The organism is Streptomyces sp. NPDC042371, from assembly GCF_056437465.1.
The window spans coordinates 48,159-71,433 of sequence record NZ_JBWKAP010000019.1 but is presented as its reverse complement, the minus strand read 5'-3'; the positions used below and the strand labels follow the sequence as shown (position 1 = coordinate 71,433).

At 72.1% G+C, this 23,275-nt stretch carries 23 protein-coding genes; 17 read left to right on the top strand and 6 right to left on the bottom strand.

Features of this window, described 5'->3' with window-relative positions; genetic code table 11:
- The first annotated feature begins 239 nt into the window (after window positions 1-239).
- Window positions 240-1,358: an alpha/beta hydrolase gene (locus AC068B_RS37400; RefSeq protein ID WP_478675935.1), complete on the top strand. Its 1,119-nt coding sequence runs from the start codon at window positions 240-242 to the stop codon at window positions 1,356-1,358.
- Window positions 1,359-1,393: 35 nt separating this feature from the next.
- On the opposite strand, the gene AC068B_RS37395 is transcribed toward AC068B_RS37400, so the two are convergent.
- Window positions 1,394-2,551, bottom strand: coding sequence for an ABC transporter ATP-binding protein (locus tag AC068B_RS37395; RefSeq protein ID WP_478675934.1), 1,158 nt, complete (start codon window positions 2,549-2,551; stop codon window positions 1,394-1,396).
- A 158-nt stretch (window positions 2,552-2,709) separates the two neighbouring features.
- Between AC068B_RS37395 and AC068B_RS37390 the strand changes: the two genes are divergently transcribed.
- From AC068B_RS37390 to AC068B_RS37375, 4 genes are all read left to right on the top strand, one after another.
- Window positions 2,710-3,438 carry an ABC transporter permease gene (locus AC068B_RS37390; protein ID WP_478675933.1) on the top strand — a complete coding sequence of 243 codons (729 nt, stop codon included), beginning with the start codon at window positions 2,710-2,712 and terminating at the stop codon, window positions 3,436-3,438.
- A complete protein-coding gene (locus tag AC068B_RS37385; protein ID WP_468566059.1) occupies window positions 3,435-4,097 on the top strand; it encodes an ABC transporter permease in 663 nt (220 codons plus the stop codon). The genes AC068B_RS37390 and AC068B_RS37385 overlap by 4 nt, the downstream gene beginning before the upstream one ends.
- Window positions 4,098-4,199: 102 nt before the next feature.
- Entirely contained in the window at window positions 4,200-5,171 is a 972-nt protein-coding gene (locus AC068B_RS37380) for an ABC transporter substrate-binding protein (protein ID WP_478675932.1), read from the top strand.
- A gap of 178 nt (window positions 5,172-5,349) precedes the next feature.
- Window positions 5,350-6,498, top strand: a complete 1,149-nt coding sequence (locus tag AC068B_RS37375) for a hypothetical protein (protein ID WP_478675931.1) — start codon at window positions 5,350-5,352, stop codon at window positions 6,496-6,498.
- Between the two features lie 208 nt (window positions 6,499-6,706).
- Here the strand turns inward: AC068B_RS37375 and AC068B_RS37370 are convergent, their stop codons facing one another.
- Window positions 6,707-7,996 carry a PH domain-containing protein gene (locus AC068B_RS37370; RefSeq protein ID WP_478675988.1) on the bottom strand — a complete coding sequence of 430 codons (1,290 nt, stop codon included), beginning with the start codon at window positions 7,994-7,996 and terminating at the stop codon, window positions 6,707-6,709.
- A gap of 44 nt (window positions 7,997-8,040) precedes the next feature.
- On the bottom strand, window positions 8,041-8,550 hold the full coding sequence (locus AC068B_RS37365) for a PH domain-containing protein (RefSeq protein WP_478675930.1): 510 nt from the start codon (window positions 8,548-8,550) through the stop codon (window positions 8,041-8,043).
- A gap of 73 nt (window positions 8,551-8,623) precedes the next feature.
- Between AC068B_RS37365 and AC068B_RS37360 the strand changes: the two genes are divergently transcribed.
- Entirely contained in the window at window positions 8,624-9,787 is a 1,164-nt protein-coding gene (locus tag AC068B_RS37360; protein WP_356266157.1) for an NADH-quinone oxidoreductase subunit D, read from the top strand.
- 4 nt (window positions 9,788-9,791) lie between these two features.
- Here the strand turns inward: AC068B_RS37360 and AC068B_RS37355 are convergent, their stop codons facing one another.
- Window positions 9,792-10,802 carry an SAM-dependent methyltransferase gene (locus AC068B_RS37355; RefSeq protein ID WP_478675929.1) on the bottom strand — a complete coding sequence of 337 codons (1,011 nt, stop codon included), beginning with the start codon at window positions 10,800-10,802 and terminating at the stop codon, window positions 9,792-9,794.
- Between the two features lie 106 nt (window positions 10,803-10,908).
- Here AC068B_RS37355 and AC068B_RS37350 point away from each other — a divergent pair, with 106 nt between their 5' ends.
- Window positions 10,909-12,111 carry a sensor histidine kinase gene (locus AC068B_RS37350; RefSeq protein ID WP_468566047.1) on the top strand — a complete coding sequence of 401 codons (1,203 nt, stop codon included), beginning with the start codon at window positions 10,909-10,911 and terminating at the stop codon, window positions 12,109-12,111.
- Window positions 12,112-12,162: 51 nt separating this feature from the next.
- Window positions 12,163-12,837: a response regulator transcription factor gene (locus AC068B_RS37345; RefSeq protein WP_478675928.1), complete on the top strand. Its 675-nt coding sequence runs from the start codon at window positions 12,163-12,165 to the stop codon at window positions 12,835-12,837.
- An 8-nt stretch (window positions 12,838-12,845) separates the two neighbouring features.
- Here the strand turns inward: AC068B_RS37345 and AC068B_RS37340 are convergent, their stop codons facing one another.
- Window positions 12,846-13,952 (bottom strand): DUF5937 family protein, encoded by a 1,107-nt coding sequence (locus tag AC068B_RS37340; protein WP_478675927.1) that lies wholly within the window; start codon window positions 13,950-13,952, stop codon window positions 12,846-12,848.
- A 262-nt stretch (window positions 13,953-14,214) separates the two neighbouring features.
- On the opposite strand from AC068B_RS37340, the gene AC068B_RS37335 reads away from it, so the two are divergent.
- A complete protein-coding gene (locus AC068B_RS37335; RefSeq protein WP_478675926.1) occupies window positions 14,215-14,442 on the top strand; it encodes a hypothetical protein in 228 nt (75 codons plus the stop codon).
- Here AC068B_RS37335 and AC068B_RS37330 read toward each other — a convergent pair.
- Window positions 14,399-15,580: a threonine aldolase family protein gene (locus AC068B_RS37330; RefSeq protein WP_478675925.1), complete on the bottom strand. Its 1,182-nt coding sequence runs from the start codon at window positions 15,578-15,580 to the stop codon at window positions 14,399-14,401. The genes AC068B_RS37335 and AC068B_RS37330 overlap by 44 nt on opposite strands.
- A gap of 147 nt (window positions 15,581-15,727) precedes the next feature.
- Here AC068B_RS37330 and AC068B_RS37325 point away from each other — a divergent pair, with 147 nt between their 5' ends.
- From AC068B_RS37325 to AC068B_RS37290, 8 genes are all read left to right on the top strand, one after another.
- Window positions 15,728-16,675 (top strand): Rossmann-like and DUF2520 domain-containing protein, encoded by a 948-nt coding sequence (locus tag AC068B_RS37325; protein ID WP_478675924.1) that lies wholly within the window; start codon window positions 15,728-15,730, stop codon window positions 16,673-16,675.
- On the top strand, window positions 16,672-17,685 hold the full coding sequence (gene panC, locus AC068B_RS37320) for a pantoate--beta-alanine ligase (protein WP_478675923.1): 1,014 nt from the start codon (window positions 16,672-16,674) through the stop codon (window positions 17,683-17,685). The genes AC068B_RS37325 and panC overlap by 4 nt, the downstream gene beginning before the upstream one ends.
- Before the next feature lie 55 nt (window positions 17,686-17,740).
- Complete coding sequence (locus AC068B_RS37315) at window positions 17,741-19,456, top strand: L-aspartate oxidase (protein WP_478675922.1); 1,716 nt, start codon at window positions 17,741-17,743, stop codon at window positions 19,454-19,456.
- Window positions 19,457-19,458: 2 nt separating this feature from the next.
- Window positions 19,459-20,457, top strand: coding sequence for a carboxylating nicotinate-nucleotide diphosphorylase (gene nadC / locus AC068B_RS37310; RefSeq protein WP_478675921.1), 999 nt, complete (start codon window positions 19,459-19,461; stop codon window positions 20,455-20,457).
- A complete protein-coding gene (locus AC068B_RS37305; protein WP_478675920.1) occupies window positions 20,457-21,263 on the top strand; it encodes a type III pantothenate kinase in 807 nt (268 codons plus the stop codon). Before nadC ends, AC068B_RS37305 begins: the two co-directional genes overlap by 1 nt.
- Window positions 21,264-21,359: 96 nt before the next feature.
- On the top strand, window positions 21,360-21,569 hold the full coding sequence (locus AC068B_RS37300; RefSeq protein ID WP_478675919.1) for a hypothetical protein: 210 nt from the start codon (window positions 21,360-21,362) through the stop codon (window positions 21,567-21,569).
- Between the two features lie 775 nt (window positions 21,570-22,344).
- Complete coding sequence (locus tag AC068B_RS37295; RefSeq protein WP_478675987.1) at window positions 22,345-22,977, top strand: hypothetical protein; 633 nt, start codon at window positions 22,345-22,347, stop codon at window positions 22,975-22,977.
- A 14-nt stretch (window positions 22,978-22,991) separates the two neighbouring features.
- Window positions 22,992-23,171: a hypothetical protein gene (locus AC068B_RS37290; protein ID WP_356266122.1), complete on the top strand. Its 180-nt coding sequence runs from the start codon at window positions 22,992-22,994 to the stop codon at window positions 23,169-23,171.
- Window positions 23,172-23,275 lie beyond the last annotated feature (104 nt).

The window sequence follows — 23,275 nt, the reverse complement described above, 5'->3', positions numbered from 1 at the left end:
CTATCCTGACAGACATCGCATCCCGTAGTTCTGCGAGAGAGCTTTAATCCGGTGCCAAAAGCGCATCCGGCTACATTGCGACCTCTAGGACGGTCCTTCAGGGAGACGGGTTCATTCCCGACCGGAAACCGCTGGAAAAGCTCTGGCAGGCCCCCGGCAGACGCCATCGGTGCCGTCCCGGGTCCGGTCAAGCCGAGGCATGTGCCCGGCACAGGTAGAAAGCGCAGGCAGAACACCCCATGGGTCTCACGAGCAACAAGGTCCTCGCCCTTGCGGTCTTGCTGGCGGTACTGCTCTTCGTCGGCACGATCTGGCTCTGGCCGCGGCTCGCCCGCCGCAGCTGGAAGGCGATCACCGGCCGCGTCGGGCTGCTCCTCGCCACCCAGGTCGCGGTCTTCGCGTCGGTGGGCCTGTCGGCCAACCAGGCCTTCGGCTTCTACGCCACATGGGCCGACCTCTTCGGCCAGGAGACCGCTCCCGGAGTGGTGGTCGACCACGATCCGGCCAAAGGAGCAGGGCCCGTCAAGGTCGTCGACACCAAGCCCGTGAACGTACCCGGCGGCGGCCGACCCGCCATCGGGGGCCAGATCCAGAAGATCGAGGTGAGCGGGAAGGCGTCGGACATAGCCAGCCCCGCCTACGTCTACCTGCCGCCCGAGTACTTCCAGCCGCAGTACAAGAACCGCAAGTTCCCCGCGGCCGTGGTGCTCACCGGCTACCCGGGCACCGCCGAGGCGCTCACCAAAGGGCTCCACTACCCGCAGACCGCCCACAAGCAGGCCGCCGACGGCACGATGCAGCCGATGATCCTCATCATGATGCGGCCGACCGTGGCGCCGCCGCGCGACACCGAGTGCGTGGACGTGCCGGGCGGGCCGCAGACCGAGACGTTCTTCGCCAAGGACCTGCCCGGAGCGATATCGGACCACTACAGGGTGGGCCGCAAGGCGCAGAACTGGGGCGTCATCGGCGACTCCACCGGTGGCTACTGCGCGCTGAAGCTCGCCATGCACCACCCCGGCGCGTATGGCGCGGGAGCGGGTCTTTCCGCGTACTACAAGGCGCCCATCGACGTCACCACCGGAGACCTCTTCCACGGTGACAAGGAGCTGCAGCAGCGCGCCGACCTGGACTGGTACCTCGACCACATGCCGCCGCCCAAGACGTCCCTCCTCGTGACCACCAGCAAGAAGGGCGAGGACAACTACGACGCCACCAAGAAGTTCATCGACAAGGTGAAGGCGCCCACGCGCGTCTCGTCGATCACGCTCGAAAGCGGCGGGCACAACTTCAACACCTGGCGCCGGGAGATCCCCGCGACGCTGAAGTGGATCAGCGGGCGCCTGAGCGACGACTAGGGCCTGTCAGGCGGACAGGGCAATACACCTAAAGCTCAGGCCCCCTTGATCGCCGTCACCGTCTCCAACTCGACCTCCGCGCGCGCGATGTCGCGCGCGTCCGCCGCCGTCGAGCGCCGCAGCGCCTCGTGCAGCCGGGCCGGTGTCAGCACCCCCAGGAACCGGCCCTCGCTGTCCTTGTCGATGACCGCGATCCAGCCCGCGTCGTGCTGCAGCATCGTCGCGAACGCCTGCTTCAGGCTCGCGCCGACCGGCAGCCACGCCTCCATGCGGCGCGCGTGCTCGCGGACCGTGCCGCTCTCCCCGCGCGCGTGCTCGGCCGAGAGCCAGCCGTGCAGGTTGTTCTCGCCGTCCAGGACGACGGCCCAGCGGGCGTCGAGCTCCTTGGGCAGCGGGTCGTCGAGGTGCACGACGGGCGGCTGTTCCAGATCCCCCTCCTCGATCGGCGTCACGGAGAGCCGCTTCAGGCCGCGGTCCGCGCCGACGAAGTCGGCCACGTAGTCGTTCGCGGGGGCGCCGAGGACTGTCGAAGGGGTGTCGAACTGCTCGATGCTGCCCCGGCCGTAGACCGCGATGCGGTCGCCGAGGCGGACCGCCTCCTCGATGTCGTGCGTGACGAAGAGCACGGTCTTGCGCACGGCCTGCTGGAGGCGGAGGAACTCGTTCTGCAGATGCTCGCGGACGACGGGGTCGACCGCGCCGAAGGGCTCGTCCATCAGGAGCACAGGCGGGTCGGCGGCCAGGGCGCGGGCCACGCCGACGCGTTGGCGCTGGCCGCCCGAGAGCTGTTCGGGATAGCGGTCGCCGAAGACGGCGGGGTCGAGGCCGACCAGGTCCAGGAGTTCGGCGGCGCGCTCGCGGGCCTTGCCGCGCTTGACGCCGAGGAGATGCGGGACGGTCGCCGTGTTGTCCAGCACCGTCTTGTGCGGGAAGAGGCCGACCTGCTGGATCACATAGCCGATACGGCGCCGCAGTTGGACGGGATCGATTCCGGATATGTCGTCGCCGTCGACGAATATCCGGCCCTCGCTCGGCTCTATGAGCCGGTTCACCATTTTCATCGTCGTCGTCTTGCCGCAGCCCGAGGGGCCCACGAGCGTGACCAGTTCACCCTCGGCGACCTCGAAGGACAGATCGTCGACGGCCTTGGTGCCGTCCGCGTAGCGCTTGGTGACGTGCTCGAACCGGATCATGGTTCCCCATTGTGGAGGGCGGCGAGGGGCTTTGCGTAAAGGCAGTGTTGCGGCCGTACAACGACTCACTGCGATTGTCAGTGCCTCACGTTAGGGTCGCCAGACACGGGGGGACGTGTGTACGGCATACGTCCAGGATTTCGGGGGAGGTGGGGCGCGTGGCCGAGCAGAACTGTCTGGTGACGAACGACTGGATCTGCGGGGAATATCTCCGCACTCGCAGCCAGGAGTTGATCGACGCGACCCTTGAGCACGTCGGGATCACGCTCGTGTCCGTGGCGATCGGAGTCGCCGTGGCCCTGCCGCTCGCGCTGCTCGCACGGCGCGTGCGCTTCCTCGCGGGACCGATCCTCGGCGTCACGACCGTGCTCTACTCCGTGCCTTCGCTGGCGATGTTCTCGCTGCTCCTGCCCATCTTCGGGCTCTCCGTCTCGCTGGTCGTCACGGGCCTGGTGCTGTACTCCCTGACGGTCCTCGTGCGGAACATCCTGGCCGGGCTCCAGGCCGTCCCCGAGGAGGCGCGGGACGCCGCCAAGGGCATGGGGTACGGCCCGTTGAGGCTGCTGTGGGAGGTGGAGCTGCCGCTCGCGCTGCCCGCGCTGCTGGCCGGTGTGCGCATCACCACGGTCTCCACGGTCGCGCTGACCACCGTCGGCGCCATCGTGGACTACGGAGGCCTGGGCACGCTCATCCTCGACGGCCTCGACACGACCTTCAAGGCCCAGGTCCTGACGGCCTCGGTGCTCTGCGTGCTCCTCGCCGTCACCGCCGACCTGCTGCTGCTCGGACTCCAGCGGTGGCTGACACCGTGGACGAGGGCCCATCGCATCCGTCCGAACCGGGCGTCGCGCAAGGCGGCCGTGGCCAAGGTGGCTGAGTCCGCATGAACGCGATCACCGGTGCGTACGACTGGCTGACCACGGGAGCCAACTGGCAGGGCGAGAAGGGCGTGTGGCACCGCCTCGCCGAGCACCTGTACTTCAGCGGGGTCTGCCTCGTCGTCGCCTGCCTCATCGCGCTGCCCCTCGCGCTGTATCTCGGCCACATAGGCAAGGGCGGCGCCCTCGCGGTCAACATCTCGAACGTCGGCCGCGCGGTGCCCACGCTGGCCCTGCTGATCCTGCTCACGCTCACCCCGCTCGGCGAGCACGGTGACGCGCCGACGCTGATCGCGCTGGTGCTCTTCGCCGTGCCGCCCCTGCTGACCAACGCCTATCTGGGGATGCGCGAGGTGGACCGCGCGGTGGTGGAGGCCGCCCGAGGGATGGGGATGAGCGGCGGCCAGTTGTTCGCGCGGGTCGAGCTGCCGCTGGCGTACCCCTTGATCATGACGGGCATACGCTCCGCCGGAGTGCAGGTCGTCGCGACGGCCACGCTCGCCGCGATGGCGGGCGAGGGCGGTCTCGGCCGGATCATCACGGCCGGGTTCAACCTGCAGAACACCCCGCAAGTGGTCGCGGGCGCCATTCTCGTGGCGCTGCTCGCGCTCCTCGTGGAGGGGGTCCTGGTGGTTGCCGGGCGGCTCTTCGACCCGATGCGGCGCTAGCGCGGCGGGGAAGTCCCGGTGTGTGTGCGGTCCGGTGCGTGCGGTCCGGCGGGCCGGTCCAGTGAGTTCTGAATTCCTTCCTTTCGAAATGGTGGTTCACCGATGAACAGCACAACGCGTCGCGCGCGACGGATGGCAGGGGCGGCCGCAGTCGTCGTGGCGCTGACCGCGGGTCTCGCCGCGTGCGGCGGGGACAGCCTGGAGGACGACGGCAAGGGGTCGGACACGGCGGGCGGTGACAAGAAGGGCTCGCTCGTGGTGGGTTCCGCGCGGTTCACCGAACAGAAGGTGCTCGCCGAGCTCTACGTGGGCGTCCTGGAGAAGGCCGGTTATGACGCCGAGGTCAAGACGGTGCAGAACCGCGAGATCTACAAGCCGGAACTGAAGAAGGGCTCCATCGACGTCGCGCCCGAATACGCGGCGACGCTCGCGGAATTCCTCAACCTGGAGAAGAACGGTCCGAAGGCGGAGACCGTCGCCTCCAGCGATCTGGACGCCACGGTGAGCGCGCTGGAGAAGCTCGCGAAGCCGCAGGGCCTGAAGGTGCTCCCGGCCGGTGAGGCGGTCGACCAGAACGCGTTCGCGGTCTCCAAGGAATACGCGGAGAAGCACAAGCTCAAGACCTTGTCGGAGCTCGGCAAGTCGGGTGAGAAGGTCAAGATCGCGGCGGGCGACGAATGCGAGTCCCGCCCGTTCTGCGCGCCCGGTCTGAAGAAGAAGTACGGCATCGACGTCGCCGGAATCGACCCCAAGGGCGTCGGTACCACGCAGTCCAAGCAGGCCGTCAAGAACGGCACGGACCAGTTGGTGCTGACCACGACGACCGACGCGACACTGAAGAACTACGACCTCGTGATCCTCGAGGACGACAAGAAGCTGCAGAACGCGGACAACATCCTTCCCGTGGTGAACGCGAAGGAGGCCGGCAGCAAGGAGATAGCCGCCGCGCTCGGCAAGCTGACGAAGACGCTCACGACGGACGACCTCATCGAACTCAACCGGAAGGTCGACGAGGAGCGTCAGAAGGAAGCGGACGTCGCGCAGGAGTATCTGAAGTCGAAGGGTCTCATCTGAAGTCGCCCGGGATCGAAGTTGATCAAGAAAGGCGCGGGAAGTTCCGGGGCCGAAGCGGAAGTTGAGCGCTGAAACAAAGTGGAAGAGGGGAGGGGAGTTGCGGCGAGTTACGGCCGTGGTGCCTGCTTTTTGCCGGGTGGGGCACCAGACTTCGCCTACGCGCGGTAAGTTTCTGGCCATGCCACGTGGACGTCACCGCCATTCCCCACCCCTGCACAGGCTGCTTCCCCCCTCGACGGTCGCAGGCGTTTCGATTCTCAGCGCCGGCGGCGCCTGGATGTTCGCGGAACCGATCGTGCTCCGCGGGCTCGTCGCGGCCGCGGCGGCCGCCGCCGTCGTCGGCTCCGTCGTCATGCGCCGCTGGGACCAGGCGGCGGGCAAGCGCGTCGCCGAGCTCGGCCGGGCCCGCGCGAGCGACGAGTGGCGCTACGAGGAACGGATAGCCGAGGCCGAGTCCGACCTCGAGGAGTCCCGCGAGCTGCGGGGCAGGCTGGAGACGAGGCTGCGCGCCAAGCGCGCCGAGCTCGCGGCCCTGCGCAACGAACACGCCGCGCTCCTGAGGCGGTACGCCACCGCCGAGACGGAGCGGGCCAGCGCCCTGGAGGGGCGGCGGCTGCTCGCCATAGAGGCGACGTCACCGGCCCCCGCGCTGCCCGCGGCCGGTGCGGCGGCCACTTCCGGTTCCGGCGCCGAGGACCTCGTACCCGCGGTGCGGGCGGGGGCGCCGGTGCCGTCCGCGCGTACGGAGCCTGCTCCGCGTACGGAGGCCTCCGCCCGTACGGAGACTTCAGCCCGTACGGAGAGCTCTGCCCGTACCGAGAACTCCGCGGTGCCTTCGAAGGCCGCCGCCAGGCCGGGCACGAGCCCCACGCCTTCGCTGTTCCTGCGGGCCAACGCGGCGCTCGACCGCATGGTCCCGGCCCCATCGTCCCCCGCACCACCGGAAGCGGCGCCAGGAGCCGCGCCGGAAGCGGAGGACGAGTCGCGGGGGAAGCCCGGGGCGGCCGATGGATACGCCGGGCACGAGCGCGCGGTCGCCGTCGCGCCGCCCGCGCAGGCACGACGCCAGGCCCCCCAGGGCGGATTCGACTTCTTCGGTACGAAGAGCGTGACCCCGGCCGCGCTGGAGTCCGTGCAGAACGAGGATCTCGCCGACGTGGTGGGCGAGGAGGCCCTCGCGGTCCACAAGGCGGAGACCGAGGGAGAGTTCAAGGACGCTCCCGAGGGCGACGCGGCGCGTGGCGTCGGCCAGGTCATCGACCTGACGGCCCATGACGAGACGGAACAGATCGACGTGGCGGAGCTGCGGACGGCCCTGCGGGCGTAACGCTCCGCTGTGGTTGGGCCGTGCTCTGGGCGCTCCCCCCGAGTGCGGGGCGTCCCCGAGTGTGGGGCGTCCCCGAGTGCGGGGCGTCCCCGGAAGCGCGGGGGCGGTGTCGAAGGGCGGCTGCGGGGCGGCTGTGGCTGGTCGCGCAGTTCCCCGCGCCCCCTGACCAGCCCACCGGAGTGCCCCCTGACCAGCCGACCGGAGCCGTTCAGGACATCCAGCGGTCCGGGAGGGCCTCTCTGCGGCTCGTTCGGGAGCGGTCCGCCTGGGAGTCGAGCAGGGCTGACGCCTCCTCGGCGGGGCGCAGGCGGGCCGTCACCGTCTTGTTGGCGCCGGTGTCCAGGTGTACGTCGGCGACGCCCTTGTACCGTTCCCACGGCCCCTGGGAGAGCCGCACGCTCTGCACCTTGGCGTGCGGCACCAAGGAGAGGCGGCGCTTGAACAGGCCGTGGCGGGCCGCGAAGACCTCGTCGGTGACCGCCAGGCCGTACCCCTTCCACCAGAACGGCACGCACCACGCCGCGCGCGCGGGCGGCCGCACGAGGTCCGCCGCCTCCGGCACCCGCACGCCGGGCAGCACCCGCCCGATCACCTCCCCGGCGAGCTCGCGCGGCGCGACCGGCACCAGCACGCTGTTGGCCGAGCCCGCCACGTCCAGCTCGACCCGCACCCAGCCGCGCCGCCGCCACAGCAACGGCTGCACCACGTGCACGGTCTGCACCCGGCCAGGCGGCACGGTCTCGTGGGCCTTGTCGAGCAGCCCGTGGTCGATGCGGATGCCGTCGGGGGACTCGCCCACCGTCCAGTCGTACTCCTTGATGAAGCGGCCGCCGCTGCTCGCGAACGCGCCGCCCAGCATGGGGAGGGCGGTCGCGGCGACCGTCCACACGTTGTGCGTGGCGAACCAGAGGAAGGCGGGCACCACCGTCGCGGCGATGAGCATCGCCCAGGGCGCGCCGGTCAGCAGCAGGGAGAAGGCGAGCGTGCGCGGCTGGACGTGCAGCAGGCCCCGCACCGGCGCCTCGCCGACCCCGCGCGCCTCCTCGGGGGCGAAACCGGCCGCCCGCGCGAGCAGTTCGGCCCGCAGCTCGGCGGCCTCGCGCTCGCCGAGGTAGGCCAGCTCGTCCTTCTTCTCCGCCCCGACGACGTCCAGTTTGAGCTTGGCGACCCCCGCGATGCGGGCGAGCAGCGGCCGCGTCACGTCGACGGCCTGGAGCCGGTCGAGCCGGATGTGGGCGGTTCGCCGGAAGAACAGCCCGGTGCGGATGCGCAGCTCGGTGTCGGTGACCGAGAAGTGGGTGAACCACCAGCTCAGGAAGCCGTACAGGGAGCCGCCGATGACCACTGCCGCGCTGCCCAGGAGCAGGGTGGTGGCGGTCAGCGCGGAGAGGCGCTGCTGTGCGCCGTTCGGGTCGTGGACGGCCCAGCCCACCAGGACCGCGAAGGGCGCCCACGCGCGGCGCAGCGGCGTGACGGGGTGCAGCCGCCGCTCGGGCATGGTGTCTGCCGAGATCGTGCCGTCCGCCGATTCCCGTACGTCCTTCACAGCCCCGCCGATCGGGCCTCGCCCAGCTCGGTCAGGCGGTCGCGCAGCCGCTCGGCCTCCTCGGGGAGCAGCCCCGGGATGCACGCGTCGGTGGCCGCCGCGGCGGTGTGCAGTTGGACGCTCGCGAGCCCGAAGCGCCGCTCCACGGGGCCCGACGTCACCTCGACGAGCTGCATCCGGCCGTACGGCACGACGGTCTCCTCGTGCCAGAGCACGCCCCGGCTGATGAGCAGGTCGTCGGCCCGCTCCGCGTACCGCCAAGAGCGCCAGTTCCGGCCGAGCACCGGCCAGCCCCAGGCCACGAGGGCGAGCGGCAGCAGCGCGAAGGCGGCCCAGGCAGGGCCCACGAACAGGCCCAGCAGGATGCCGACGGCCGCCGCGAGCGGCACCAGCCAGACCACCAGCAGGAGCCGCCGCAGCGACAGCAGCCCCCGCGGCAGCCCGATCCACACCGGCTCGGTCTGCTCCCGTGCCGGTCCTGCGGGCCCCGCTGTCCCCGTGTCCATGCCTCAAGCGTACGTAGGACCCCTGACACGGCCGACACGGCTGACACGGCGACGCGTGCGAGAGACTGTCGCCATGAGTCCCACGACGGAGACCACCACGGAGACCACGCTCGGCATCGGCGGAGCGGCCGAGAGCACCGACATGGTGCTCAACATCGGCCCTCAGCACCCGTCCACGCACGGCGTGCTCCGCCTCCGCCTGGTCCTGGACGGTGAGCGCATCCAGCACGCGGAGCCGGTCATCGGCTATATGCACCGCGGTGCGGAGAAGCTCTTCGAGGCGCGGGACTACCGGCAGATCGTGATGCTGGCCAACCGCCACGACTGGCTGTCGGCGTTCTCGAACGAGCTGGGCGTCGTGCTGGCCGTGGAGCGGATGCTCGGCATGGAGGTCCCGGAGCGCGCCGTCTGGCTGCGCACGCTGCTCGCCGAGCTGAACCGCGTACTGAACCACCTGATGTTCCTCGGGTCCTACCCCCTGGAACTGGGCGGGATCACCCCGGTGTTCCACGCGTTCCGTGAGCGCGAGGAGCTCCAGAACGTGATGGAGGAGATCTCCGGCGGCCGCATGCACTACATGTTCAACCGCGTGGGCGGCCTCAAGGAGGACCTGCCCGCCGGATGGACCTCCCGCGCGCGGGAGGCGGTCGCTTCGGTGCGGTCGCGCATGGACGTGTACGACCGTCTGGTGCTCGGCAACGAGATCTTCCGGGGCCGTACGCGCGGTGTCGGCGTCCTCACTCCGGAGGCGGTGCACGGCTTCGGAGTGAGCGGTCCCATCGCCCGTGCCTCCGGAGTCGACTTCGATCTGCGCCGCGACGAGCCGTATCTGGCGTACGGCGAGCTCCAGGACACCCTGAAGGTCGTCACGCGCGAGGAGGGCGACTGCCTGGCCCGCTTCGAGTGCCTCCTGGAGCAGACCCACGTCGCCCTGGACCTCGCCGACGCCTGCCTGGACCGGATCGCCGAGCTCCCGCAGGGGCCGGTCAACCAGCGGCTGCCGAAGGTCCTCAAGGCCCCGGAGGGCCATACGTACGCGTGGACCGAGAACCCCCTGGGCATCAACGGCTACTACCTCGTCAGCAAGGGCGAGAAGACGCCGTACCGCCTCAAGCTGCGCTCGGCCTCGTACAACAACATCCAGGCGCTGACAGAGCTGCTCCCGGGGCAGCTGGTCGCGGACATGGTGGCGATCCTCGGGTCACTGTTCTTCGTGGTCGGGGACATCGACAAGTAGGGCGTCAATCGGCAAGTAGCGCGTCCAGCGCGACGTCGACGGGCTGCAGCAGCCACCCGAAGTCGCCGAGGCCGCCGGGCGCGGTCAGCTCGGCGGCCTCTCCCGCGCGTGAGAGGGCGCGTACGTACGCCGTCGGGTCGCTGGAGGCGAGCGCCAGCGGCGGACGGCCGCCGCGCACGCCCAGCGCGCCGAGCGCGGCCCGCTGGGTGAGCAGCGCGGCGCCGTCCCGCGCGCAGGCGTCCAGCGCCACGTGAGCGGTGATGTCGCAGCCGCCGTCGGGTACGGGTGCCGTCTCCCGGCCCTCTCTGAAGCCCGTCAGCGTCCCGAACGGCGGGCGGGTGTCCCGGGTGTGGGCGTAGTCGACGGCGACCGCGAGGCCGCGCGTCAGCGTCGCCACGGCGGCCGCCCACGCCTCGTCCCTGGGGCGCCCGATCTCCGCGCGCAGGCCGGGCTCGGGGTCCAGCGGCCACCAGCGGGCCAGCCAGTCGGCGTCGGGACCCTCGACGGGGCCGCCCGGCGACTCGGTGCCGTCGTCACGTACGAGCATCCGGTACGGCGTTCCGTCGGCGGCCACCTCGGCGACGTCCACGGGGACGTTGTCCAGCCACTCGTTGGCGAACAGCAGGCCCGTCACGCCGGACGGCGGCGCGGCACACCACTCGATGCGCGGGTCGAGGCCCGCGGGGCGCTCCGCGAGCTCCACGGAGTACGCACGCACGCGTGCCGCCACATCGGCGGGGAGCGCGGCAAGGACAGCCGTGGTGAGTTCGCCGCGGCCCGCCCCCATGTCCACGAACGCCACCTCGTGCGGGTGACCGAGCTCCTCGTCCAGGCGGCACAGCAGGCGCGCCACGGCGCCCGCGTACAGGGGCGAGGCGTGCACGGAAGTGCGGAAGTGGGCGGCGGGTCCTTCGGGGCGGCGATAGAAGCCCTGCGGGCCGTACAGGGCGGCCTCCGTGGCCTCGCGCCAGCCGCGCGGGGCGGCCGTTCGCGGCGCGTCCTTGTCGTTCGTCACAGCCCGCAGGTTATGCGGGCCTCCACCTTGGGGAGTACATGTACCTGCTCCGGATCGGACCTTCGGTTGACCCAAGGGCGCCAATGGGCTGCCTACGCTGGGTTACGTGCAGCGCCTCTATGACTTCCTCCGCAGACACCCGACATGGGTCGACGGCTTCTGGGCCTTCGTCCTGCTCGGGATCTCCGGGATCGGTCTGCTGTCCATGTCCGAGGGGGGAGGACGTGGTCCGCGGATTCTCTCGATCCCCATCGCGATCGGCCTCTCCCTGGTGGTGGCGCTGCGCCGACGCGTCCCCGAGAAGATGCTGGTGCTCGCCGCGGTCCTCGGTTTCCTGCAGCTCGTCTTCGACGTGCAGACGCTGCCCGCGAACTTCGCGATGCTGGTGATCGTCTACACCGCTGCGGCCGACGGACCGCGCTGGGCCTCGCGCTTCGCGCTGGTCGGCGGGTTGTGTGCGGCTCCGCTTGCGATGATGCGCTGGCCCACGAACGACACCAGCGTCTTCGGGCTCGTCTTCTTCACGATGTTCCAGATCGTGCCCTTCGCGCTCGCCTGGGTCCTCGGCGACTCCATCCGCACCCGCCGCGCCTACCTCGCACAGCTGGAGGAGCGCGCCGACCGCCTGGAGAGGGAGCGCGAGGCGCAGTCGAAGGTCGCGGTCGCGGCCGAGCGGGCCCGGATCGCCCGCGAGCTGCACGACGTCGTGGCGCACAACGTCTCGGTGATGGTGGTCCAGGCCGACGGCGCCGCGTACGTCCTGGACGCCGCGCCCGACCAGGCAAGGAAGGCCCTGGAGACCATCTCGGGCACCGGCCGCCAGGCCCTGGCCGAGATGCGCAGACTGCTCGGCGTGCTGCGCACCGGAGAGCCCGAGGAGAGCGGGGAGTACGTCCCGCAGCCCGACGTCGAGCAGCTCGACGAACTCATCGAGCAGGTGCGCACGGCAGGTCTGCCCGTCGACTACAAGGTGGAGGGCACCCCGCGCCCCCTGCCCAGCGGCGTGGAGCTCACCGCGTACCGCATCGTGCAGGAGGCCCTCACCAACACCCGCAAGCACGGCGGGGAGAACGCGGGGGCGAGCGTGCGCCTGGTCTACTTCGACGACGGCCTCGGGCTGCTGGTCGAGGACGACGGCAAGGGCGCCCCGCACGAGCTGTACGAGGACGGCGGGGCCGACGGCAGCGGGCACGGTCTGATCGGCATGCGCGAGCGGGTCGGCATGGTCGGCGGCACGCTGGACGCGGGGCCGCGGCCGGGCGGCGGCTTCCGGATCAGTGCACTGCTGCCGCTGAAACCCGCACACTGAACCCGACCCACCGAACCCGACCCACCGAACCTCCCCGAAGGGATCTCCTTGATGTCGATCCGCGTGATGCTCGTCGACGACCAGGTGCTGCTGCGCACCGGGTTCCGGATGGTGCTCGCCGCCCAGCCGGACATGGAGGTCGTCGCGGAGGCGGGCGACGGCGTGGAGGCCCTGGAGGTGCTGCGCGGGGCCGAGGTCGACGTGGTCCTGATGGACGTCCGCATGCCGAAGCTGGACGGCGTGGAGACGACCCGGCGCATCTGCCAGGACGAGGACCCGCCGAAGGTGCTGATCCTGACGACGTTCGACCTCGACGAGTACGCCTTCTCGGGGCTGAAGGCCGGGGCGTCCGGCTTCATGCTCAAGGACGTGCCTCCGGGGGAGCTGCTCGCCGCGATCCGCTCCGTGCACAGCGGTGACGCGGTGGTCGCGCCGTCCACCACGCGGCGGCTCCTGGACCGCTTCGCCCCGATGCTGCCGAACGCCGGCGGCCAGCCGCAGCACAAGCACCTGGAGCGCCTCACCGACCGGGAGCGCGAGGTCATGGTGCTGGTCGCCCAGGGCCTGTCGAACGGCGAGATCGCGGCGCGGCTCGTCCTTTCGGAGGCGACCGTGAAGACGCACGTCGGGCGCATCCTGACCAAGCTGGACCTGCGCGACCGGGTGCAGGTGGTCGTCCTCGCGTATGAGACGGGGCTCGTGCGGGCCGGGGGCGCCTCCTCCTAGCCGGAGCCCTAGCGCAGCACGCCCTCGATGAAGTCGCTGCCCAGGCGGGACACGACGCCGATGTCCAGCTGGTGCTGGACGTAGCGCCCGCGGCGGCGCGTGGTGATCAGGTCGGCCTTCTTCAGGACGCTCAGGTGCCGGGATATCTCCGGCGCCGTCATGCCGTGCGCGTCGGCCAGCTCGCTCGTCGTGTACGCCCCGCGCGCGAGGTGCCTGCACAGGCGCATCCGCACCGGGTGCGCGAGCGCGGACATGCGGCGGGTCAGCTGCTCCACGGTGGGCGGTGAGGTGAGGCCGGGGGCGCTGATCGGGTACGTGATCGACGCCTGCCAGCCCCTGCGGTGCAGCACCCAGAGGTGCGGCCAGCCGAGGCTGGTCGGGACGATCACCAGGCCCCCCGAGCCGGTGGCGCTCCGGCCCACGGAGATCTTGTCCACGGTGATGAGCTGTCCGCTCTCGTCCAGGGACACCGCTCCGGAGATGGCCTTCAGGGCCTCCGACAGCCCCTTGCGCCGCAGCAGCTCGGTCTTGTGCCGGGCGTCCGCCGCCAGTTGATGGTTCACCCGGGCCCAGGTGTCGGCGAAGAAGGCCTCGTCGCAGTCCTCGAGCAGCGTGCGGAACCAGGCGCGGACGACCGGCGGGTCGTCGAGGAGCCGCCGGGTGAAGCGCACCTGGTGCGGGCCGCGCGCGGCGGCCAGGTCCAGCGCGCGGCGCTGGACGACGGGGTCGCCCAGGAGGTCGCGGTCCGGCTCCTCGTACGTCGACTGGCAGGTGAACTCCAGGGCCGCGTCCACGAACTGTTCGTCGGTCAGCTTGTCCAGCTGGTCGAGCTCCTCGGCGAGGGTGGCGCCCGGCAGCGACCTCCGTCCGGGCAGTCCCGCGAAGGGCGCGAAGACGTCCGAGAACGTCGTGCGCCACAGGAAGTCGGCCTCGCAGAGGCGGTCCGCGAGGCACGGGTCGAGACGGGTGGACACGGCCGTCGCCCAGCCCTGCAGCCCCGGGTGGTGGCCCGGCTCGGACAGCGCGTGCAGCGACATGCCGAGTTCGGACAGGGGCGACGGCGCGATGTGGATCCGCTCCTGGGGCAGCCCGCTGATGTCGATGCTCACGCTCATGACCCCATGGTGCACCTCACCACCGACAGCGCGGCCGTCGATTGACGAGCGCCGTCAATCGACGCGACGGGGGCGGGGCGGCGGGAGCAGGCTTGTGGTCATCGGGAGCACGGCAGAGGCGCCGTGACCGACACCCACCCCCCGACCCCACCCACCCGTCACTGTCGACGGCCGAGCCGACGTCACTGTCGACGGCCGAGCCGAGGCAAGACCGGCCCACCGATGTCCGTTAAGTACCATTTATACCGAGAGGGTATCCGTCATGAGCGTCACCCAGCAGTTCCTCCTCGACTCCTACCGCGCCGCGCAGCACGGCGGCCCGACGCCGCCCGCGCCCGGACAGCACGACTGGCAGGCGGTCCGCGAAGTCCGCGACTACGGCCGCTTCCGCGCGGTCCTTGCGGAACGCCCCGCACGCGGCAGGGTCCGCGCCGCCCTGGCCCGCTTCATGCGGGGATCCGTCGCACGAACTCCGCGACCGCTTCCTTGACGTCGTGGGCCGTCCACTTCAGGCCCTCCTCGGTCACGGTGACCTCCGTGACCGAGAGGCCGGGCGGCCCGTCCGGGAACCAGCGCCCGAAGAGCAGGGTGCCGGTCTCCTCCGCCTGCCCGACGCCCGCCTCGTCCAGTACGTCCGGTGCGTACGGCAGCCACACCTGGAACTGATGGGTGTGCGGGCGCTCGGGGTGCACGCGCGACCAGGGCACCCCCGCCGCCGCGAACCCCTCGCGCAGCGCCTCGGCGACCACGCGCGCGTGGGAGACGTACTCCGGCAGCCGGGGCAGCGTGTGCTTCAGACCAAGAAGGGCCGACACCGCGGTCGGGAACTGCTGGAACAGCTGCCCGCCGTAGCGGTGGCGCCACACCCTCGCCTCCTCCACGAGCGTGCGCGGACCGGCCAGCGCGGCGCCGCTCAACCCTTCGAGGGACTTGTAGAACGACACGTACACGGAGTCGGCCAGACCGGCGATCTCCGCGAGGCCGCGGCCGAAGTGCGGCGTGCACTCCCACAGGCGGGCGCCGTCGAAGTGCACGACCGCGTCCCGCTCGCGGGCCGCCGCCACGACCGCCTCCAGCTCCTCCCACTCCGGCAGGACGAAACCGGCGTCCCGGAGAGGCAGTTCGAGCATCAGCGCCCCGAAAGGCTCCTCGAAGTCCCGCACTTCGTCCGCCGTGGGCAGCCGCGGCTCATCCGTCGGATGCACCGTCCGCAACCCGCTGACCGCGGAGAAGGCGCCCCCTTCGTGCATTTCGGGGTGCGCCTTCGGATGCAGCGCGACGGTCGCGTTCCCCGTCCGGCCCGCCCAGCAGCGCAACGCGACCTGCTGCGCCATGGTCCCGGTCGGGAAGAACGCCGCGTCCTCCTTGCCGAGCAGCCGCGCGACCTCGCCCTCCAGGGTGGCGACGACGGCATTGCCGTAGATGTCGGTGGGGTCCTCCGGGTCGGCCACCTCGGGAGCCGCGGCCGCCAGGGCCGAGAGGCGCTCGGTCAGGGGGACGTGCAGGACGGAACGGTGCAGGGTGCGGGCCGCGCTCCGGGCGGCGGCGCGACGGCGGGCCGACTGGATCTCGTACGCATCCGCACCCTGTGGTTCCGGCTGGTCTTGTACTGCGCTTTCAGAGGGCATCCTCCGAGCATGGCCCGTTCACCGTCCACCGGTCATATGAATAACCACAGCCTGTGGACAGTGAAAGACGCGGCGCCAACCGATCGCGTTAACATGACGAGAAATCGTCCGGTACCCCGAGCGGACTGGAACGGAAGGCGCCGCCGCGTGAACGCATCGCATCAGCCAGACCCGCGGGACCGCCCCGCGAGACTCACCGTGGGCGTGGTGGGAGCGGGCCGGGTCGGCCCCGCGCTCGCCGCGTCGTTGCAGCTCGCAGGGCACCGTCCGGTGGCCGCCTCCGGCGTCTCCGACACCTCGGTGCGACGGGCCGCCGCGATGCTCCCCGACGTCCCCCTCGTGCCGCCCGCCGAGGTCCTTGACCGCGCCGACCTGGTGCTCCTGACCGTCCCCGACGACGCCCTGCCCGGCCTCGTCGAGGGCCTCGCCGAGACCGGGGCCGTGCGCCCCGGCCAGCTGCTCGTGCACACCTCCGGGAGGTACGGCACCAAGGTCCTGGAGCCCGCCCTGCGCGCCGGTGCCCTGCCGCTCGCGCTGCACCCCGCCATGACGTTCACCGGCACCGCCGTCGACGTGCAGCGCCTCGCCGGATGCTCCTTCGGCGTGACCGCCCCCGAGGAGCTCCGGCTCGCCGCCGAGGCCCTCGTCATCGAGATGGGCGGCGAGCCCGAGTGGATCGCCGAGGAGAACCGCCCGCTCTACCACGCGGCCCTCGCCCTGGGCGCGAACCACCTGGTCACGCTCGTAGCCGAGTCCATGGACCTGCTGCGCGACGCGGGCGTCGAGGCCCCCGACCGGATGCTCGGCCCACTGCTCGGCGCCGCCCTGGACAACGCCCTGCGTTCGGGTGACGCGGCGCTCACAGGACCCGTCGCGCGCGGGGACGCGGGCACCGTCGCCGCGCACGTCGCCGAGTTGCGCAAGCACGCGCCGCAGACCGTCGCGGGCTATCTCGCGATGGCCCGCGCCACCGCCGACCGCGCCCTCGCCCACGGCCTGCTCAAGCCGGAGCTCGCCGAGGACCTCCTAGGGGTGCTCGCCAACGGCGCCCAGGGTGCCAACGGCGTCGGCGGCGCCGAAGGAGGCCCCCGATGACCAGCACGGGCAGCACGCTCCTGCACACCGCCGAGTCGCTGCGCACGCGCGCGCGTGCGGGGCGCCGGGCCGTCGTCATGACCATGGGTGCCCTGCACGACGGGCACGCCTCCCTGATCCGCGCCGCCCGCGAGGTTGCGGGCCCCAAGGGCGAGGTGGTCGTCACGGTCTTCGTGAACCCCCTGCAGTTCGGGGCGGGCGAGGACCTGGACCGCTACCCCCGCGCCCTGGAAGCCGACGTCAAGGTCGCCGAGCAGGCGGGCGCCGACGTCGTCTTCGCCCCCGCAGTGGACGAGGTCTATCCGGGCGGCGAGCCCCAGGTCCGCATCGGCGCGGGCCCCATGGGCACCGTCCTCGAAGGCGCCACGCGCCCCGGCCACTTCGACGGCATGCTCACCGTCGTCGCCAAGCTGCTGCACCTCACCGCGCCCGACGTGGCGCTGTTCGGGCAGAAGGACGCCCAGCAGCTCGCCCTGATCCGCCGCATGGTCCGCGACCTCAACTTCCCCATGGAGATCGTCGGCGTCCCCACCGTCCGCGAGGACGACGGCCTGGCCCTCTCCAGCCGCAACCGCTTCCTCGCCCCGGACGAGCGGCGCACCGCCCTCGCCCTCTCCCAGGCCCTCTTCGCGGGCAGCGACCGGCACGCCGCGCAGGAGGCGCTGCGCGCGCGGGCCGCCAGCGCCCCCGCCTCACGCGCGCGTGCCGTCGCCCTGAGCGAGCTCGGCGAGTCCCGCGCGGCGGCCGACGCCCACGCCGTGGCGGAGTCCGCGGAGCCCTCCGCGACCGGCGGTCCCGCCGCCGTCGTCGCCGCGGCCCGGCTGGTCCTCGACGAGGCGGCCCGCCTGAGCCCCCCGCTGGAGCTGGACTACGTGACGTTGGTCGACCCGGCCGACTTCACCGAGGTCCGCCCCGGCCACCGCGGTGAGGCCGTGCTCGCCGTGGCCGCCAGGGTCGGCTCGACGCGGCTCATCGACAACATCCCGCTGACGTTCGGAGCGTCCCTGTGAGCACGCACCGCACAGGCCCGACCGCAGCAGCCGTCCACGCGAACGGAGTCCTTGCATGAGCGCCACCGGCATACGACTGCATGCGCCAGCCCCCGGCTGGTCCCTCGACGCCGACATCGTGGTCGTCGGCTCCGGAGTGGCCGGACTGACGGCCGCCCTGCGGGGCGCGGCCGCAGGCCTCAGGACGGTCGTGGTGACCAAGGCCCGCCTCGACGCGGGCTCCACCCGCTGGGCGCAGGGCGGCGTCGCCGCGGCGCTCGGCGAGGGCGACACCCCCGAACAGCACCTGGACGACACGCTCGTGGCGGGCGTGGGCCTCTGCGACGAGGAGGCCGTGCGCACCCTTGTCACCGAGGGCCCCGGCGCCGTGCGCCGCCTCATCGAGACCGGCGCGCTCTTCGACAAGGACTCCGAAGGCGTCATCGAGCTGGCCCGCGAGGGCGGCCACCACCGCCGCCGCATCGTGCACGCGGGCGGCGACGCGACCGGCGCGGAGATCTCCCGCGCCCTCGTCGAAGCGGTCCGCGCGCGCGGCATACCGACAGTGGAGAACGCGCTGGTCCTCGACCTCCTCACCGACGCCGAAGGCCACACCGCCGGTGTCTCCCTGCACGTCATGGGGGCGGGCCAGCACGACGGCGTGGGCGCCGTCCACGCCCCCGCGGTCGTCCTCGCCACCGGCGGCATGGGTCAGGTCTTCTCGGCGACCACGAACCCGTCCGTCTCCACGGGCGACGGCGTCGCACTCGCCTTGCGCGCGGGCGCCGAGGTCTCCGACCTCGAATTCGTGCAGTTCCACCCGACGGTGCTCTTCCTCGGCACCGACGCCGAGGGCCAGCAGCCGCTGGTCTCCGAGGCCGTCCGGGGCGAGGGCGCGCACCTCGTGGACGCCGACGGCGTGCGCTTCATGGTCGGCCAGCACGAGCTGGCCGAGCTGGCGCCCCGCGACGTCGTCGCCAAGGGCATCACGCGCCGCATGCAGGAAAAGGGCACTGACCACATGTTCCTGGACGCCAGGCACTTCGGCGCCGACATGTGGGAGAACCGCTTCCCGACGATCCTCGCCGCCTGCCGGGCGCACGGCATCGACCCGGTGACCGAGCCCATCCCCATCGCCCCGGCCGCGCACTACGCCTCCGGGGGCGTCCGCACCGACCCGCACGGCCGCACCACCATCCCGGGGCTCTACGCCTGTGGGGAGGTCGCCTGCACCGGCGTGCACGGCGCCAACCGCCTGGCCTCCAACTCCCTGCTGGAAGGCCTGGTCTACGCCGAGCGCATCGCCGACGACATCGTGGCCAGCCACGCGGAGAACACCCTCCACGCGCGCGTGCCCGCCCCCGTCACCCCGTCCGGCACGCCGACGCACCCCCTCCTCCCGGCCGAGGCCCGCTTCGCCATCCAGAGGGTCATGACCGAAGGCGCCGGAGTCGTACGCTCCGCCTCGTCCCTCACCGAAGCCGCCGCCCGGCTGGCCCGCATCCACGCCGAGGCCGCAGGCGCACTCGCCGAGCACGGCAAGACGGCCGAGCCCGGCGTCGACACCTGGGAGGCCACCAACCTCCTGTGCGTCGCCCGGGTCCTGGTCGCCGCAGCCCAGCGCCGCGCGGAGACCCGCGGCTGCCACTGGCGCGAGGACCACGCCGACCGCGACGACGCGGCCTGGCGGCGCCACATCGTCGTACGCCTGAATCCGGACAGGACGCTGGCGGCGCACACGACCGAGACCCACGACTTCCCTCCGACCCGTCCCAGTCCCCAGGAGCAGTGACCGTGAGCACCCCCGACGACCTCCCCCTCGCCGACCCCTCAGCCGCAGGCGGTGGCTGCGGCGACGCCTGCGGCTGCGGCGGGGACGACTCCTACGACCCGATGGAGTGCGGCCTCGACCCCGCGCTCGTAGAGCTCCTGGCCGAGGCCGGTCTCGATCCCGTGCAGATCGAGGACATCGCGCACATGGCCATCGAGGAGGACCTGGCCGGTGGCGTGGACGTCACCACGGTCGCCACGATCCCCGAGGACGCCGTCGCCACCGCGGACTTCGCGGCGCGCGAGCCGGGCACCGTCGCGGGTCTTCGCGTCGCCGAAGCCATCATCTCCGTGGTGTGCGAGGACGAGTTCGAGGTCGAGCGGCACGTCGAGGACGGCGACCGCGTCGCGGCCGGTGAGGTGCTCCTGAGCGTCACCACCCGCACCCGCGACCTGCTCACCGCCGAGCGCAGCGCGCTGAACATCCTGTGCCGCCTCTCCGGCATCGCGACCACCACGCGCGCGTGGGCCGACGTTCTCGACGGCACGAAGACGAAGGTCCGCGACACCCGCAAGACGACGCCGGGCTACCGCGCCCTGGAGAAGTACGCGGTACGCATGGGCGGCGGCGTCAACCACCGCATGTCGCTCGCCGACGCGGCCCTGGTCAAGGACAACCACGTGGTCGCGGCGGGCGGCGTCGCGCAGGCCTTCAAGGCCGTGCGCGAGCAGTTCCCGGGGCTGGCCATCGAGGTCGAGGTCGACACGCTCCACCAGTTGCGCGAGGTCGTCGACGCGGGCGCCGACCTGATCCTTCTGGACAACTTCACGCCCGGCGAGACGGCGGAGGCCGTCGCCATCGTCGACGGCCGCGCCTTCCTGGAGTCCTCGGGCCGCCTCACCGTGGACAACGCCAGGGCGTATGCGGAGACGGGCGTCGACTACCTCGCGGTGGGCGCGCTCACCCACTCGTCCCCGATCCTCGACATCGGCCTCGACCTGCGAGAAGCGGTGCGTGACTGATGCTGCTCACCATCGACGTGGGCAACACCCACACCGTCCTCGGCCTCTTCGACGGCGAGGACATCGTCGAGCACTGGCGCATCTCCACCGACGCGCGCCGCACCGCCGACGAACTCGCCGTGCTCCTCAACGGCCTGATGGGGATGCACCCCCTGCTCGGCGACGAGCTCGGCGACGGCATCGACGGCATCGCCATCTGCTCGACCGTCCCCTCGGTCCTGCACGAACTGCGCGAGGTCACCCGCCGGTACTACGGGGACGTCCCCGCCGTCCTCGTCGAACCCGGCATCAAGACCGGCGTCCCGATCCTCATGGACAACCCCAAGGAGGTCGGCGCCGACCGCATCATCAACGCGGTCGCGGCGGTCGAGCTCTACGGCGGCCCGGCGATCGTCGTCGACTTCGGCACCGCCACGACCTTCGACGCGGTCTCCGCGCGCGGGGAGTACGCGGGCGGGGTCATCGCCCCCGGCATCGAGATCTCCGTGGAGGCCCTCGGGGTACGCGGCGCACAGCTCCGCAAGATCGAGCTCGCCCGGCCCCGCAGCGTCATCGGCAAGAACACGGTGGAGGCCATGCAGGCGGGCATCCTGTACGGCTTCGCGGGCCAGGTCGACGGAGTCGTGAACCGCATGGCCCGCGAGCTGGCGGGCGCGGGCGGTGATCCGGACGACGTGACCGTGATCGCCACGGGTGGCCTGGCTCCCATGGTCCTCGGCGAGGCCTCCGTCATCGACGAGCACGAACCGTGGCTGACGCTGATCGGTCTCCGGCTGGTCTACGAGCGGAACGTCTCCCGTTCCTGACCGATTGCCGACCGCGCTGTGTGCACAACCCCCCGCCTTCTGCAAGAGTCTGCGCAGGGACGGGGACTTGAGCGGGTGTGGGGCGGGCTGGGGCGGATGAGGCACAAGAGACGACTGTGGGCTGTTGCGACGGCGCTGATGGCGGTGCAGGTCGCCCCCGCGACGACGGCCCGCGCGGCCGCCCCCTCCTCCACCCCCCTGGCGGGGGCCGGGGCAGGCATCCTCCCCTGGCTCGCGGTAGCAGCGGTAGCCGCCCTCGGCATAGGCGCAGTGGCCTACGCCCTGGCCCGCCGCCGCACGGACTGACCCCGCGATCCGGGGTGCCCTGCGCCGTCCGGCGGGGGTAGGAACCTCAAGCCCGCCGCTCCGCGGCGGATGTTCCCCACCCACCCACCCGTTTGCCCCGCGACGTCCTGCGGGAGTAGGGGCGGGCCGTTGCCCGGCGGCGGGCGGTGGGGCGGGTGGGTGGGTTCTTGCCCCGCAGCAGGCGCTGGGGCGGGTTGGGGGCCTCGCTCGGCGGTAGGCGGGTGGGCTTTCCCCTGCCAGTAGGTGATCGGGCGGGTTGGGGGCCTTGTCCGGCAGTGGGCGGTGGGGCGGGGGCGCGTTAATGGTGCGGTGGCCCCCTGGCCGGGCCGCAGGCGTACGCGAGGCGGCAGGTGTCGCGGGAATCCCCCACCGGGCCGCAGCCGCGAGCGCGCCGGAGGGGACGCGGGGGTATGTGCGCACGGAGCACCGCGCACACCCTGACGCACAGATGGTCTTCAGGCGTGGCGCAGGGATAGCGAGTACGTACATACCCCCGCGGCCCCGCACCCACAACCGAACCCCAGGCGCAAGCACCCACTGACCCGCAGCCGCACGCGAGACGCCCAAACAACCGCACCCCAGGCGCAAGCACCCACCGACCCGCAGCCGCGAGTGAGACGCCCCCACAACCGAACCCCAAGCGCAGCCCCCCCCACCCCCCACCCCCCCACCCCCCCCCACCCAAGGCGACCCGCCAGAACTGGCGTTAAGCGGATTTTGTCCGTTTGGCGCGTATCGTCAGCCCATGCCCACGCCATACGGATCCCGGGGCGGCATGGCCTTCAGCGCTGAGGAGCTGCGTGTGCTCCGTCGCGCCCTGGCCCTCGCCCTGCACCCCAGCCCCGTCCGCGACGAGGATGTCCAGGACTGCCTCCGGCTCGCCGAATCGGTCGACGAAGCGGCGCGTGAGGGCGCCAGGCTGCGCGCCTTCCTGGTGGCCGACCTCGCCCGCTACCGGGCCGCCCTGCCCGGCACCGCCTCCGGCTACCTCGCCCTGCTCGACGACGTCCTGAGCGGCGGCTACCAGCCGACCGCCGACGACCTCGCCGCCCTGCGGGCCCTGCGCGGCAACCCCACCGCGGCCGCCCTGCTCGACCGCTGCCGCACCCTCGCGGAACGAGCCGTACGCGCCCGCCTCGCAGGCCGCGCCGTCCCCGTCTCCGCACCCCTCCCCGCACCTCTCCCCATCCCCGCCTCCCGCGCGCGCCTCCTCGCCCTCCCTGGCGGCTTGGACGCCGCGCCGGGCTCCAAGCCCCCCTCCGAACGCCCGGCGGCCCCGCCCCGCCCCGTTCCCACCCCGGCCGAGGTGTTCCCGCCGAAGCGCAGGCCCGAGACACCGGAGAGGCCCGCGGCGCCCGCCGCGCCCGCCGCACCCGCGGACCCGCCGCACCAGCTCGCCGCGGGCTAGCTACTCTGGGGGGCATGGACTACGTTTCCGCGCTCGTGCCCCCCGTAGTGATGGCCGTGTTCTTCACGGGGCTCATCGTGACGATCGTGAAGACCCAGGGCGGTGCCAACAAGGCCAAGGAAGACGCGGCCGTAGACGCCGCGATCTCCCGCGCCGAAGCCATCCGCCAGACCCCGGAGGCGGGCGGCGCCTGACCCGCCCCGCCCCGCCCCACCACCTCCGCAGTACCCCCAGCACCCCGGCCCCGCCCGCCCCCGCGAGGCCCCGCGGCGTGCGACTCGCGTGTCTTTCGAGTCGT